At 63.8% G+C, this 12,986-nt stretch carries 12 protein-coding genes and 3 tRNA genes; 2 read left to right on the top strand and 13 right to left on the bottom strand.

Translation table 11 applies throughout. The features are described from left to right. Positions 1–9: 9 nt before the first annotated feature. The 10 genes from GO615_RS00650 to phaC form a co-directional block, all read right to left on the bottom strand. Positions 10–86 (bottom strand) — tRNA-Asp (locus GO615_RS00650). Between the two features lie 72 nt (positions 87–158). Continuing rightward, positions 159–234, bottom strand: a tRNA-Glu gene (locus GO615_RS00645). A gap of 15 nt (positions 235–249) precedes the next feature. Further along, a tRNA-Ala gene (locus tag GO615_RS00640) sits at positions 250–325 on the bottom strand. Between the two features lie 72 nt (positions 326–397). Next, on the bottom strand, positions 398–1,804 hold the full coding sequence (locus GO615_RS00635) for an FAD-binding oxidoreductase (RefSeq protein WP_169125108.1): 1,407 nt from the start codon (positions 1,802–1,804) through the stop codon (positions 398–400). Continuing rightward, a complete protein-coding gene (gene rssA / locus GO615_RS00630) occupies positions 1,801–2,760 on the bottom strand; it encodes a patatin-like phospholipase RssA (protein ID WP_169125107.1) in 960 nt (319 codons plus the stop codon). The genes GO615_RS00635 and rssA overlap by 4 nt, the downstream gene beginning before the upstream one ends. Positions 2,761–2,775: 15 nt before the next feature. After that, positions 2,776–4,107, bottom strand: a complete 1,332-nt coding sequence (gene rimO / locus GO615_RS00625; protein WP_169125106.1) for a 30S ribosomal protein S12 methylthiotransferase RimO — start codon at positions 4,105–4,107, stop codon at positions 2,776–2,778. 51 nt (positions 4,108–4,158) lie between these two features. Continuing rightward, positions 4,159–4,788, bottom strand: a complete 630-nt coding sequence (gene phaR / locus GO615_RS00620; RefSeq protein WP_169125105.1) for a polyhydroxyalkanoate synthesis repressor PhaR — start codon at positions 4,786–4,788, stop codon at positions 4,159–4,161. Positions 4,789–4,914: 126 nt separating this feature from the next. Beyond that, a complete protein-coding gene (locus GO615_RS00615) occupies positions 4,915–5,655 on the bottom strand; it encodes a beta-ketoacyl-ACP reductase (protein ID WP_169125104.1) in 741 nt (246 codons plus the stop codon). 213 nt (positions 5,656–5,868) lie between these two features. After that, the gene (gene phbB / locus GO615_RS00610; protein WP_169125103.1) at positions 5,869–6,606 is read right to left on the bottom strand and encodes an acetoacetyl-CoA reductase; all 738 of its coding nucleotides are present in this window, start codon (positions 6,604–6,606) and stop codon (positions 5,869–5,871) included. Between the two features lie 112 nt (positions 6,607–6,718). Then, positions 6,719–8,461 carry a class I poly(R)-hydroxyalkanoic acid synthase gene (gene phaC / locus GO615_RS00605; RefSeq protein ID WP_169125102.1) on the bottom strand — a complete coding sequence of 581 codons (1,743 nt, stop codon included), beginning with the start codon at positions 8,459–8,461 and terminating at the stop codon, positions 6,719–6,721. 119 nt (positions 8,462–8,580) lie between these two features. On the opposite strand from phaC, the gene GO615_RS00600 reads away from it, so the two are divergent. Then, on the top strand, positions 8,581–8,805 hold the full coding sequence (locus tag GO615_RS00600; protein WP_169125101.1) for a hypothetical protein: 225 nt from the start codon (positions 8,581–8,583) through the stop codon (positions 8,803–8,805). A 16-nt stretch (positions 8,806–8,821) separates the two neighbouring features. Here the strand turns inward: GO615_RS00600 and pgeF are convergent, their stop codons facing one another. Beyond that, positions 8,822–9,565, bottom strand: a complete 744-nt coding sequence (gene pgeF, locus GO615_RS00595; protein WP_169125100.1) for a peptidoglycan editing factor PgeF — start codon at positions 9,563–9,565, stop codon at positions 8,822–8,824. Next, entirely contained in the window at positions 9,562–10,524 is a 963-nt protein-coding gene (gene rluD / locus GO615_RS00590; RefSeq protein ID WP_339380012.1) for a 23S rRNA pseudouridine(1911/1915/1917) synthase RluD, read from the bottom strand. Before rluD ends, pgeF begins: the two co-directional genes overlap by 4 nt. A gap of 13 nt (positions 10,525–10,537) precedes the next feature. Between rluD and GO615_RS00585 the strand changes: the two genes are divergently transcribed. Beyond that, on the top strand, positions 10,538–11,335 hold the full coding sequence (locus GO615_RS00585; RefSeq protein WP_169125098.1) for an outer membrane protein assembly factor BamD: 798 nt from the start codon (positions 10,538–10,540) through the stop codon (positions 11,333–11,335). 61 nt (positions 11,336–11,396) lie between these two features. On the opposite strand, the gene GO615_RS00580 is transcribed toward GO615_RS00585, so the two are convergent. After that, a complete protein-coding gene (locus GO615_RS00580; RefSeq protein WP_169125097.1) occupies positions 11,397–12,842 on the bottom strand; it encodes a mannose-1-phosphate guanylyltransferase/mannose-6-phosphate isomerase in 1,446 nt (481 codons plus the stop codon). Positions 12,843–12,986: the final 144 nt, after the last annotated feature.

The raw sequence follows: 12,986 nt of genomic DNA, 5'->3' as shown, positions 1-12,986 counted from the left end.
AGATGTTGATGGCGGAGTGGACGGGGCTCGAACCCGCGACCCCCGGCGTGACAGGCCGGTATTCTAACCAACTGAACTACCACTCCGCGCTGACCTTTTGCCCGGCTTTACCGACCGGCTTGCGACTCGTCATTATACCTCGACGCCTCGCTGCATATTGGCGTCCCCACGGGGATTCGAACCCCGGTTATCGCCGTGAAAGGGCGGTGTCCTAGGCCTCTAGACGATGGGGACTGCAATTCTTTCGACTGGTGGAGGTAAGCGGGATCGAACCGCTGACCTCTTGCATGCCATGCAAGCGCTCTCCCAGCTGAGCTATACCCCCGACGGCGAAAGAGCGCGCATTATAGGGTGCTCCTCACAGGCTGTAAACCCCGAATTTCGACTTTTTCGCAGCTCAGACGACTTTCCCCGGATTCATCAGTCCATGCGGGTCGAGGGCACGCTTCACCGTGCGCATCAGATCGAGTTCGACCTCGGACTTGTAGCGGGCATTCTCCTCGCGCTTCAACTGGCCGATGCCGTGCTCGGCCGAGATCGATCCATTCAGCGCGGCGACCCGATCATGGACGATGCGATTGACGTCTTGCGTCCGGGCCACGAATTCGGCGTTGTCGACAGCGCCGAGCTTGGAGAGGTTGTAATGCAGGTTTCCATCGCCGAGGTGGCCGAAGGCGACAATACGCACGTCGGGCCACAAGGCCATGAGCGCCTGCTGCGTCTGCTGCAGGAAATCGGGGATGGCGCTGACCGGTACGGAAATGTCGTGCTTGATGCTGACCCCCTCGATCTTCTGCGCTTCCGAGATGTTCTCCCGCAACGCCCAGAAGGCACGGGCCTGCGCAATATTTGCAGCGACTGCGGCATCGACTGCCAGCCCGCTGTCGATCGCCGCGGCGATTGTCCGTTCGAGCATGCCATCCAGAGCCTCGCCATCGAACGCGTCAGCCAGCTCGACGAGGACATGCCAGTCGTGGGCGCCGGCGAGCGGAGCACGCATGGCCGGAATATGCTTTAAAACGAGGTCGAGCGCCGACCGACCGACGAGTTCGAAGGCAGTGGCGCGCTCCCCGCAACAATCACGCAACAGCGATAGCAGATCGACGGCGGCTCGCGCATCGGGAACGGCAACCCAGGCCGTCGCTGTTGCCTGCGGGCGGGGAAAGAGCTTGAGGGCGGCCGCGGTGACAATACCCAGGGTTCCCTCGGCGCCGATGAAAAGTTGCTTGAGGTCGTAGCCGGTGTTGTCCTTGCGCAGAGAGCGCAGCCCGTTCCAGACACGCCCGTCGGGAAGCACCACTTCGACACCGAGCACGAGTTCGCGCATGTTCCCGTAGCGCAGCACCTGGACCCCACCTGCGTTCGTGGAGATATTGCCCCCGACCAGGCAGCTGCCCTCGGACGCGAGCGAGAGCGGAAACAGCCTGTCGCCACCCTCGGCCGCCTGCTGGACCGCCGCGAGCGTGCACCCCGCTTCCGCCACGAGCGCGTTGTTTGCGGCATCGACCGTCCGGATGCGGTTCATGCGCGCCATGCTGACGAGGACGGAGTCGCCATCGGGAAGCGGCGTCGCGCCCCCGCACAGCCCGGTATTGCCGCCCTGCGGCACCATGGGAACGCGCGCGGAAGCACAGATGCGCACGATGTCCGCCGTTTCCTGGGTGCTTCCAGGCCGCACGACGGCCATTGCGCGGCCGGTATAACGGCCGCGCCAGTCCGTGAGGTAGGGTGCCATCGAGGCAGAGTCGTGCATGACATACTGCGCCCCGACGACGTTCGCCAGCGCCGCAACCACGTCGTTCATGCGCCACCTCCGGGAGCCGCTTGTCCAAGCACGTAGCGCAGGGCCGGCAACATGCCCGTGACAGCAGCTTCGCCCTCCGCGATCGCCTCACGTGCGCGATGGAAATCCATCGTGCCGATGTGCGCCAGCCGCGGCGAGATCTGGACATCGGCGGGTTCGCCCGCAAGGCGGCTGCGCGCGATGCGCACCTGCATGATGTTGATACTGGACGTGAGCACGGTCATCAGGGACGGCAGGGAAGTCACGGCGCCACCTTCCTGGGAGCCGCGTCCATTGCCATTGGTCGGCAGGCCGAGACGCGCGAAGAGCCGCTCGGTCCAGCCTTCCGAGGTCTCTTCGACATCTTCCACCGGGGCGGCACGCCACGCCTTGCCGATCATGTCCGAACCGAGGTCGACTGCGATCACGACATCGGCCCCCATCGCGCGACACAAGGATACCGGCACCGGATTCACGAGCCCGCCGTCAACGAGCAGACGCCCGTCGCGCACGATGGGCGTAAACAACCCGGGCAGCGCGATCGAGGCGCGCACCGCCTCCGCGACACTTCCCTCGCGCAGCCAGACCTCGCGCCCGGTTTCGAGTTCGGTCGCGACGCACGCAAACCGGCGATCGAGCTGCGAGAAGTCGCGGTCGACGAAGTTGCGCTCGAAAAACTGAATGAGCTTCTCGCCCTTGATGAGCCCACCGCGCAGGCTCACATCGAGCAGCGAGACGACATCCTGCCACTTGAGCGCCTCTGCCCACTGGGTGAGCTTCCCGAGGTCGCCAGAGGCCATCGCTGCGCCGACGAAGGCACCGATGGAGCAGCCGCAGATGATCTGCGGCTCGATCCCTTCGCGCGCAAGCGCGCGCAGCACTCCGAGGTGCGCCCAACCGCGCGCAGCACCACTGCCAAGCGCCAATCCGATGACGGGGCCGGACCTGCCAGTTTTCTGCGGCGTCGGCTCGAACATCGGCAGCCCTGCCCGTCAGGCGATCGGTTCGGCGTACAGGTCGTGCACGTCGCAGTCGGTGATGCGTACCCGGGCGAACTCGCCAGGCTCCAGCCCCTCGCCATCGGGAATGATGACCAGGCCGTCGATCTCGGGCGCATCGCCCGGAGAGCGCGCGATCGCGCCATCTTCCTCGATGTCGTCGACCAGGACGGTCATCTCGCGGCCGATCCAGCGCTCGAGACGCTGGGTCGAGATGTCTTCCTGGAACTCCATCAGGCGCATGCGCCGCTCCTCGCGAACCTCGTCGGGAACTGCGCCAGGCAGCTGGTTTGCCTCGGCGCCCTCGACCGGGGAATACGCGAACGCACCGACGCGGTCGAGCTGCGCCTCCTCGAGGAACTGCAGCAAGAGCTCGAAGTCCTCGTCGGTCTCGCCGGGGAAGCCGGTGATGAAGGTCGAGCGGATCGTGAGGTCCGGGCAGATGCTGCGCCAGGAGCGAATGCGCTCGAGCACGTTCTCGGCGTTCGCGGGGCGCCGCATGGCCTTGAGGATGCGCGGGCTGGCATGCTGGAACGGGATGTCCAGGTAGGGAAGGATCTTGCCTTCGGCCATCAGCGGGATGAGTTCGTCCACGCTCGGGTAGGGGTAGACGTAGTGCATGCGGACCCACACGCCGAGTTCGCCCAGTGCCTTCGCGAGATCGAACAGGCGGGTCTTGATGGGGCGCCCGTTCCAGAAGCCGGTCCGGTACTTGGTGTCGACTCCGTATGCGCTGGTATCCTGGGAGATGATCAGGAGTTCCTTCACCCCCGCGTCCACCAGCGATTCGGCCTCGCGCATCACTTCATGGATCGGGCGCGACACGAGATCGCCGCGCAGCGACGGAATAATGCAGAAGGTGCAACGGTGGTTGCAGCCTTCGGAAATCTTGAGGTACGCGTAGTGGTTCGGAGTGAGGCGGATGCCCTGCGGCGGCACGAGGTCGGTGAAGGGGTCGTGCGGCTTGGGCAGATGCTGGTGAACCGCCTTCATGACCGCATCGGTCGCATGCGGACCGGTCACGGCGAGTACCTGGGGATGTGCCGCCATCACGACATCGTCCTTGGCACCCAGGCAACCGGTCACGATGACCTTGCCGTTCTCGGCCAGCGCCTCGCCGATGGCGTCGAGGGACTCCTCGACGGCGGCGTCGATGAAGCCGCAGGTATTGACAACCACTAGGTCGGCGTCGTCATAGCTGCCGGAGATTTCGTACCCCTCGCCTCGCAGGCGCGTGAGGATATGCTCGGAATCGACGGTCGCCTTGGGGCAGCCGAGGGAGACGAAACCGACTCGCGGTACGCCTGGGGTCTTGTTCTGGGTCATGCTCTGAAGGGGGGATGCCGGCCGGGATCCGGAATGGCCCCGGCCTGGATGTTATTTCTGGCTCGAACGGCTGCCTTTGGGGGCAGGCGCTTCGGGTTTCGCTTCCTTGGCGGCCTGCGTGGCGGCCTGCTCTTCCTTGGCAGCGGGAGCGTAATTCGGGAACGGGAAGCCGGTGAAGATGCTGCGCGTCTGGTTCTCGATCTGCTCCTGCATTTGCGAGAACATCTTCTTGCTCTGATCGACGTAAGTGCCCATCACGCTCTGCAGCGCGGGTCCCTGGAAGTTGAGGAATTGGGCCCACAGATCCTGGCTGATCGGGCTGTTCTCGCCGTAGATCGCCTGCGCCTGCTCCTGCAGCTTCGCCTGCATCTCGGTGAAGGCCTTGATGTTGTTCTCGAGGTACTTGCCCATCATCCCTTGCGTGGCGTTGCCGTAGAAGCGGATCATGTGCGCGAGCAGGTCGCTGGTGAACATGGGGGCACCGCCCGCCTCTTCCTCGAGGATGATCTGGAGAAGAATGCTGCGCGTGAGATCTTCGCCGGTCTTGGCATCGACAACCTGAAATTCCTCCCGCCCCAATACGAGCTCCTTCACATCGGCCAGCGTGATGTAGGAACTGGTCCTCGTATCGTACAGACGGCGATTGGGATACTTCTTGATAAGTCGCGACTGCTCAGCCATCAATACCTCTCCTCGTCGGCGGTGAATTCCGCTCTCCACGTTCAATAAAATTATACCGCGGTGCAGAAATAAAAACCCCGCCGTTCGGCGGGGTCTCGCAGCGATCCGCCGAGGCGGAATACTGCATCAGCACATGTGCAGGCCGCCGTTGATGTTGATCGTGGCACCGGTCACATAGCCGGCCAGCTCGGACGCGAGATAGGAGCACAGCGCACCGATTTCCTCCGGCTTGCCGAGACGCTTCATCGGGACGGTATCGATAATCCCCTGGCGGATGTCCTCGCGGATCGCCATGACCATTTCAGTGCCGATGTAGCCCGGAGCGATCGCATTGACGGTCACGCCCTTGGTGGCCAGTTCGGCGGCAAGCGCCTTGGTGAAGCCCAGCACGCCGGCCTTGGCCGTGGAGTAGTTGGTCTGGCCTGCCTGACCCTTGACGCCATTGACCGAGGAGATGTTGATGATCCGCCCCCAGCCGCGCTCGGCCATCTTCGGCGAGACGTGATGCGTGACGTTGAACAGGCTGTTGAGGTTGGTATTGATCACCGCATCCCACTGGCCCTTCTCCATCTTGGGGAAGAACTTGTCGCGAGTGATGCCCGCGTTGTTCACCAGGACCTCGATCACGCCGACGTCGGCTTCGATCTTGGCGACCATTGCCTTGCAGGATTCGTAATCGGACACGTCACCTTCGGCGGGGATGAACTCGAAGCCGAGTTCCTTCTGCTTGGCGAGCCACTCGTCCTTCTGCGGAAAACCCGGCAGACAGTTGGCGACAACCTTCAGGCCATCCTTGGCGAGGGCCTGGCAGATCGCAGTGCCCAAACCGCCCATGGCGCCGGTAACGAGTGCGACTTTCTGAGTCATGGTGCAATCCTCTTGCAGATTGGTGAAGGGAAGCGAGTGCGGCTGCGCCACCAGCGTCCGCAAGCGCCTCCTCTGACAACCGTGCGGCAGTGCATTACCGCAAAGCCGGTAAATTATAGGGACTTTTCGGAGAGCTTGCTGCACTGCAAAAGGAAAATAAAACGGCGCGCCCTTGTCGGAAACGCGCCGCTACCGAACCGGATGTGGTCCCGGTCAGAACATGTGCTGCCCGCCGTTGATGGAGATGTTGGCGCCGGTCACGAACGCGGCCTCCTCAGACGCGAGATAGGCCACCAGGCCGGCAATTTCCTCGGGCTTGCCCAGACGCGACACGGGAATCTGCGGCAGGATCTTGGATTCAAGGATTTCCTGCGGGATGGCCGTCACCATCTTGGTGCCGATGTATCCCGGCGAGATGGTATTGACGGTGACTCCGCTTCGCGCGACTTCCAGTGCGAGCGCCTTGGTAAAACCATGCATCCCCGCCTTCGCTGCGGAGTAGTTGGTCTGGCCGAATGCACCTTTCTGGCCATTGACCGACGATACGTTGATGACGCGTCCCCACTTGCGCTCGACCATGCCGTCCATGACCTGCTTGGTCATGTTGAACACGCTGTCGAGGTTGGTGGAGATGACGGCATCCCAGTCGGCCTTGGTCATCTTCTTGAAGGTCATGTCGCGGGTGATCCCGGCGTTATTCACCAGCACATCGACGGGGCCCACTTCCCGGGTGACAGTCTCGACACAGGTCTTGCACGAATCGAAATCCGAGACATCGCAGGGATAGGCCTTGAAGCCGTAGCCCATGTTGTTCATGGGCAGCCATTCAGTGGCCTTGGTGTTGCCCGGGGAATGTGTCGTCACGACCTTGTAGCCCAGCGCGGCGAGCTTGATGCACACCGCTTCGCCCAGGCCACCCATGCCACCGGTCACTAGTGCGACTCTTGCCATAAACTTCCTCCTCTCCCGTTGATCGATCCACAAGGGGTTTCCAGACACTTCCGGCAGCGCCCCCGTGTCCGCTGCCGCTGGACAATTCCGGTTCCGGACCGGCGTGTACGCGTCAAGCCTTTTCCTTCACGTAACACCCGGGTGCGGGTTCGATCGGTGCGTACTTGGCATTGCCGAGGCGGCCTCGTGCCGCAACCTGCTTGCCTCCGTATGGCCTGAGCCATTCGATCCAGTTCAACCACCAGCTACCCTTCTGCTCGACCGCACCGTCCAGCCATTCGTCCGGGTCGGCGGCGCCGGAGGCGTTCACCCAGTAGCTGCGACGGTTCTTCGACGCCGGATTGATCGCCCCGGCGATGTGACCGCTCGCGCCCAGCACGAAGGTCGTTTCACCACCCAAGAGTCCGCGCGAAAGATAGGCCCCCTTCCACGGGACGATATGATCCTCGCGCGTAGCGAGCAGATATGCCGGCGCGTCGACCTTGCCGAGATCGACCTTTGCACCGAGCATTTTGAGCTTGCCCGGCATCCGCAGGTTATTTTCCAGATACATGTTACGCAAATACCACGTCAGGAACGGCCCCGGCAGATTCGTGCTATCGGAATTCCAGTACAGCAGGTCGAATGCCTGCGGTTTGTTGCCCTTCAGGTAGTTGCCGACGACGTACTGCCAGATGAGGTCGTTGGCACGCAGCGCGGAAAACACATTCGCGAGTTCCTGCCCGGGTAACAGCCCCCCTTTTCCAATTGCGGCTTCGCGGGCAGTCACACTGGCCTCATCGACCAGACAGCCGAGCTCGCCCGCATCCGCGAAATCGAGCAAGGTCGTCATCAGCGTCAGGCTCGCCACAGGATCTTCGCCACGCGCACGCGCCACGCCGAGAGCCGATGTCAATATCGTGCCACCAACGCAGAAGCCGAGCACGTTCGGTTTCTTCACGCGCGTGACGGTACGCACGACTTCGAGCGCTTTGAGCGGGCCCTTCTCGAGGTAATCATCCCAGGTCGCGGTGGACTCCGCTGCCTTGGGGTTCTTCCACGAGACGAGGAAGACGGTGAAGCCCTGCTCCACAGCGAAACGCACCAGCGAGTTGTCCGGCTGCAGATCGAGGACGTAGAACTTGTTGATGCAGGGCGGCACGATCAGCAGCGGCGCCTGGGCGACCTTGTCGGTGAGCGGCGCGTACTGGATGAGCTGCATCAGCTCGTTCTGGTAGATAACCGCCCCTGGCGACACGGCGATGTTGCGCCCGACCTCGAAAGCCTCGTCATCGGTCATCGACACGCGACCCTTCTCGAGATCGGCGATCAGGTTCTTGATCCCGCGCGTGATGCTCTCACCTTCGGTGTCGAGGGCGGTCTTGATGAATTCGGGATTCGTGGCGGCGAAATTCGACGGCGCGAGCGCATCGACGTATTGCCGGGTCAGGAACTGAAGGCGCGACTTGGCCCGACCATCAGCCATCGGCAACTCGTCGGAAACCTGGTTGAGAAAGCTCGCGTTCAGCAGGTAGGCCTGGCGGATGTAGTCGAAGACGGGGCTCTCGCTCCATTCGGGCGCCGTAAACCGCCGGTCTCCCGGCTCGGGGGCAATGACGGGGGCCGCCTTCTCGCCTGGCTTCAGCTGCAGCATCGACGACCACAGCGCAACGTGGCGCGCGGCGAAGTCCTGCTGCAGGCGCGCAATCGCTTCGTTTTCCGGCAGGCTGATGGCCGGCGCAGCGTCTCCGCTGCTGTCCTGCATGACCGCATGCTGGCGCGCGATCGCCTGAAAAAAATTCTGGGCCATCGCCTGGCCGAACTGCAGCATGCCCTCGATTGCGGGATTGCCCTGTTTGTTGTCGGATTCGGACATCAGCCCCTCCTGAGGCGCAGGTTCGGACACATGCGGAATTCGCTGGTCAACTTGATTCTCCCCGGACCGCTCACGGTCCGCGGCGCCGCACCCGCACTGCCGCGGGTAAAATCGGCGCCATGTACATTATTGCAATCGCCTGGCTGTACGTCGTGCTGATCGCGGCGATCTCGGACACCACGGTCGTCGGCGGCGTGCTCACCTTCGTATTCTGGGGACTAGGCCCAATGGCCCTGTTCCTGTGGCTGGCCGGGACGCCGGCTCGCCGCCGCGCGGCCGCCCGCCGCGAAAACCCGGACGAGACACCGACGAACGATAGAACCGAATCGGATATCGATCAATAGTCGGAAGGGCTGCCCGTCAATCGGAGAGCCACACGAGGGAGGCCAGGCGCCCCGTCACGCCGTCGCGCCGATAGGAAAACCAGCGCAAGGGGTCGGAAAATGTGCAGACGTCGCCCCCGTAGACCCGATCGACCCCGATCGCTCGCAGGCGCCGGCGTGCGAGCTCGAACAGGTCCGCATACCATTTGCCGGGCAGCTCCGCCGGCTGGAACGCACGCGCGGCACCAGCGTCGGCAGTAACGAAGCGCTCGCGCACCTCGCCGCCGACCTCGAAGGCATCCGCGCCGATGGCCGGGCCCATCCAGGCAATGATCCGTGCAGGCGGTATGTTCATGCGTGCGACCGTCGCATCGAGAATGCCCGACGCGAGCCCGCGCCATCCCGCATGGGCTGCGGCCACGACCGCCCCCTCGTCATCGCAGAACAGCACCGGCAGGCAGTCCGCGGTCATCACGACGCACACGGCGCCTGCAGCGCGCGCGATCGACGCGTCGGCACGCGGCGGAACGGGGTCGCCCCCCACTGCTGCCGCATCGCACACTTCAATGCCATGCACCTGATCCAGCCAACACGGCTCGGACGGCACCACAGCGCGCAGGATGGCCCGATTGCGGGCGACGGCCAGCGGCGAGTCGCCAACGTGGCCACCGAGATTCATGCTCGCCCACGGCCCCTCGCTGACACCACCGTGCCGTGTCGTGACGAGGGCGCGCACGCGCTCCGGAGCAGGCCAGTCGGGCTCGAACCAGTCGGGACTCATGCGGGCGTCTCCGCGCGGATGGATGCAAGCAGGCTCTCGAAATCTTCGGGCAATGGCGACTCCCACACCATTTCCTCGCCAGTAGCCGGGTGAAGGAGCCCCAGGCGGAAGGCGTGCAGCGCCTGCCGCGGGAAGGCGTCCAGGGTCGCGCAGCCGCTGCGCCGTCGCCCGTAGGTCGCATCGCCCACCAGCGGATGGCCGATGTGCGCCATGTGGACGCGGATCTGATGCGTGCGACCGGTTTCGAGCCGACACTCGACGAGTGTCGCGCGGGCGAAGTGCTCGCGCACGGAATAGCGCGTGACTGCCGCGCGACCGCCCGAATGGACGGCCATCTTCGTGCGCTGCGAGGGGTGCCGGCCGATAGAGGCATCGACTACGCCGGGGCCGGTGACCATCCCGTGCACCAGCGCGAGATAGTGTCGCTTGACGCTACGCGCCTGGAGCTGCCGCACCAGGTCCGTCTGCGCCTCGAGGGTGCGGGCGACCACCATCAGTCCGCTGGTGTCCTTGTCGAGACGGTGCACGATGCCGGCGCGCGGGATGTTGGCGAGTTCCGGAGCGTGGTGCAGCAGTGCATTGAGAAGCGTCCCGCTCCAGTTGCCGCTACCGGGATGCACGACGAGACCGACCGGCTTGTCGATAACAAGGATGTGGGCATCCTCGTAGGCGATGTCGAGCGGGATGTCCTCGGGTGCCTCGGCAACCTCTTCGGGCACCGGCGCCGCATCGACTTCCAGGGCTTCGCCGCCCCAGACCTTGAACTTTGCATCATGGAGGCTGCCGTTGAGGCTGACACGCCCGGACTTGAGCCAGGCCTGCAGGCGACTGCGCGAGTGGGCGGGGAAAAGGCGCGCAAGGGCCTGGTCGAGCCGCAGGCCGGCACAGTCGGCAGGTATCGTCAGCCGGTGGTGCGAAGCAGCCTCTCCCAGTGGGCTATAATCGTCCGGTTCATTCACGCGAGTTTTTTCGATGGCCAGGTTCACCCTTGGAAGTTTAGCGGTTATCGGTGCATTGCTGCTCGGCGGATGCGGCCTGTTGCCGGAACAGATCGACGAGACGGCGGGCTGGAATGCCCAGAAGCTGTACTCCGAAGCGAAGAACTACATGGCCGAGGGTTCCTACGAGCAAGCCATCAAGCTCTTCGAAAAGCTCGAGGCGCGCTTCCCTTACGGCCGCTACGCGCAACAGGCTCAGATCGAGGTCGCTTACGCGCATTACAAGTCGTACGAGCCGGCGCTTGCCATCGCTGCGGCAGACCGCTTCATCAAGCTGCACCCCAACCATCCCAACGCGGATTACATGTACTACCTGAAGGGCCTCGCGACCTTCAACGAAGACCTCGGCCTGCTCGCAGGCCTGTCGAACCAGGATCTCTCCGAGCGTGACCCGAAGGCTGCCCAGGAGTCCTTCGACACCTTCGGCCAGCTCGTGAGCCGTTTTCCGGGCAGCCGCTACGCCGAAGACGCACGACAGCGCATGCAATACCTGGTGAACTCGCTCGCCCAGCACGAGGTGCATGTCGCCCGCTATTACTACAAGCGCGGCGCCTACGTGGCCACCATCAACCGGGCACAGGCCACGATCAAGACCTACCCGAACGCCCCGGCGACGGAAGAGGCGCTGTTCATGCTGGTCAAGAGCTACGACGCGCTGGGCATGAGCGACCTGCGTGACGACGCCGAGCGGGTGATGCGCAAGAACTTCCCGAACAGCGTGTATTACGCGGGCGGGCCGAAGGACGGCCGTCCGTGGTGGCAGCTCTGGTAATCGAAAGTCGCCACACCCTTCTGCCGGACGGGCGCGAGCCCCGTCCGGTAACGCCCCCTTGCTACTTGCGACCGTAGGTATCCTCGAAGCGGACGATATCGTCTTCGCCCAGATAGCTCCCCGACTGGACCTCGATCATCTCGAGCATCAGCTTTCCGGGATTTTCTAGACGATGGGTAACGCCCAGCGGAATGTAGGTCGACTGGTTTTCGGTGAGCAGGAAGGTTTCGTCGCCGCGGGTGACCTTCGCTGTGCCGCTCACGACGATCCAGTGTTCGGCACGGTGGTGGTGCATCTGAAGACTGAGCGCCGCCCCGGGCTTGACCTGGATGTGCTTGACCTGGAAGCGCTGACCGTTGTCGATCGAATCGTAGCAGCCCCACGGCCTGTGAATTTTCCGATGGGCGTAGACCTGGCTGCGCTTGTCTGCCTTGAGGCGGGCAACGATCCTCTTGACGTCCTGCGTGCGGTCCTTGTGCGCGACCATGACAGCATCGGGCGTTTCGACGACGACGAGCCCATCCACACCGACGCAGGCGACCATGCGGCTGGTGGCATGAACAAGGCTGTCCGTGGTGTCCTCGAACACGACATCGCCGCGTGCAGCATTGCCGGTGCCGTCCTTCTCGGCAAGCGCCCATAGCGCATCCCAGGCGCCGACGTCGGACCAGCCGACGGACATCGGCACGACACGCGGCGCGATGCCCAGTTCGGGCGTTCCAGCAAGTTTCTCCATGACCGCATAGTCGATCGAATCGGACGGGCACGCCTCAAACGCGCCGCGCCCGATCCGCACGAAATCGATATCCCGGACGGCCGCATCCAGGCTCGCCTCGCAGGCGGCCAGCATGGCCGGATTGAAGTGGCCGATCGCCTTCAGCCATGCGCTCGCGCGCACCATGAAGAGGCCGCTGTTCCACAGATAGGCACCGCTCGCAACATACTCGGCTGCCGTTTCCGCGTCCGGCTTCTCGACGAAGGCGGCGATCTCGCACACGCCCGGACTACACTCGCTGCCGAAGCGGATGTACCCGTACCCCGTTTCCGCACGTTCGGGGACGATCCCGAAGGTGACCATAGCCCCCTCCTTCGCCGCCTCCAGCCCGACTGCCACGGAACGGTGGAAGGCCTCGCGGTCACGGACGACGTGGTCCGCGGGCATCACGAGCAGCACTCCGTCATCGCCCTCACGCACGACCGAAAGGGCGGCCAGCGTCAGCGCGGGCGCGGTGTTGCGACCGATCGGCTCGAGCAGGATGTGACGGGTCGGCCGGCCGATCGCACGCATCTGTTCGGCAGTGATGAAACGATATTCCTCGTTGCACACGACAATCGGCTCGACGGCGACGGGGAGGCTCCCCGAAAATCCGTCGAGCCGGGTCGCGGTCTGCTGCAGCATGGTATCGTCACCGATCAGCGCCAATAATTGCTTCGGATACTGCTCACGCGAAAGCGGCCACAATCGCGTACCGGAACCGCCGGAGAGGATTACGAGGTTAAGCTTCATTCGGGACCACCATGGAAGTTCAGGGGCACTGATCGGCTGCAAACGGAGCCCCGCTCCGATGCGCGACAGGAATGACCTCAGGATACGTCAAAACGTAAACTTCGGCCGTAACGCTTCGCAAGAATGGTCGGCGAACTCGCGAGG

Origin of the sequence: Aromatoleum evansii (assembly GCF_012910805.1) — a bacterium.
Classification (GTDB): Bacteria; Pseudomonadota; Gammaproteobacteria; order Burkholderiales; family Rhodocyclaceae; genus Aromatoleum; species Aromatoleum evansii.
Note: the sequence above shows the minus strand (reverse complement) of the source record. Positions and strands in the feature narration are given on the sequence as shown.

Bases quoted from the DNA above. Each gene is read 5' to 3' on its own strand.
- GO615_RS00585 (WP_169125098.1), top strand. From the start codon at position 10,538: ATGGCCAGGTTCACCCTTGGAAGTTTAGCGGTTATCGGTGCATTGCTG.
- pgeF (WP_169125100.1), bottom strand. From the start codon at position 9,565: ATGAGTCCCGACTGGTTCGAGCCCGACTGGCCTGCTCCGGAGCGCGTG.
- phaC (WP_169125102.1), bottom strand. From the start codon at position 8,461: ATGTCCGAATCCGACAACAAACAGGGCAATCCCGCAATCGAGGGCATG.
- rssA (WP_169125107.1), bottom strand. From the start codon at position 2,760: ATGTTCGAGCCGACGCCGCAGAAAACTGGCAGGTCCGGCCCCGTCATC.
- phaR (WP_169125105.1), bottom strand. From the start codon at position 4,788: ATGGCTGAGCAGTCGCGACTTATCAAGAAGTATCCCAATCGCCGTCTG.
- GO615_RS00600 (WP_169125101.1), top strand. From the start codon at position 8,581: ATGTACATTATTGCAATCGCCTGGCTGTACGTCGTGCTGATCGCGGCG.
- phbB (WP_169125103.1), bottom strand. From the start codon at position 6,606: ATGGCAAGAGTCGCACTAGTGACCGGTGGCATGGGTGGCCTGGGCGAA.
- GO615_RS00615 (WP_169125104.1), bottom strand. From the start codon at position 5,655: ATGACTCAGAAAGTCGCACTCGTTACCGGCGCCATGGGCGGTTTGGGC.
- GO615_RS00635 (WP_169125108.1), bottom strand. From the start codon at position 1,804: ATGAACGACGTGGTTGCGGCGCTGGCGAACGTCGTCGGGGCGCAGTAT.
- rimO (WP_169125106.1), bottom strand. From the start codon at position 4,107: ATGACCCAGAACAAGACCCCAGGCGTACCGCGAGTCGGTTTCGTCTCC.
- GO615_RS00580 (WP_169125097.1), bottom strand. From the start codon at position 12,842: ATGAAGCTTAACCTCGTAATCCTCTCCGGCGGTTCCGGTACGCGATTG.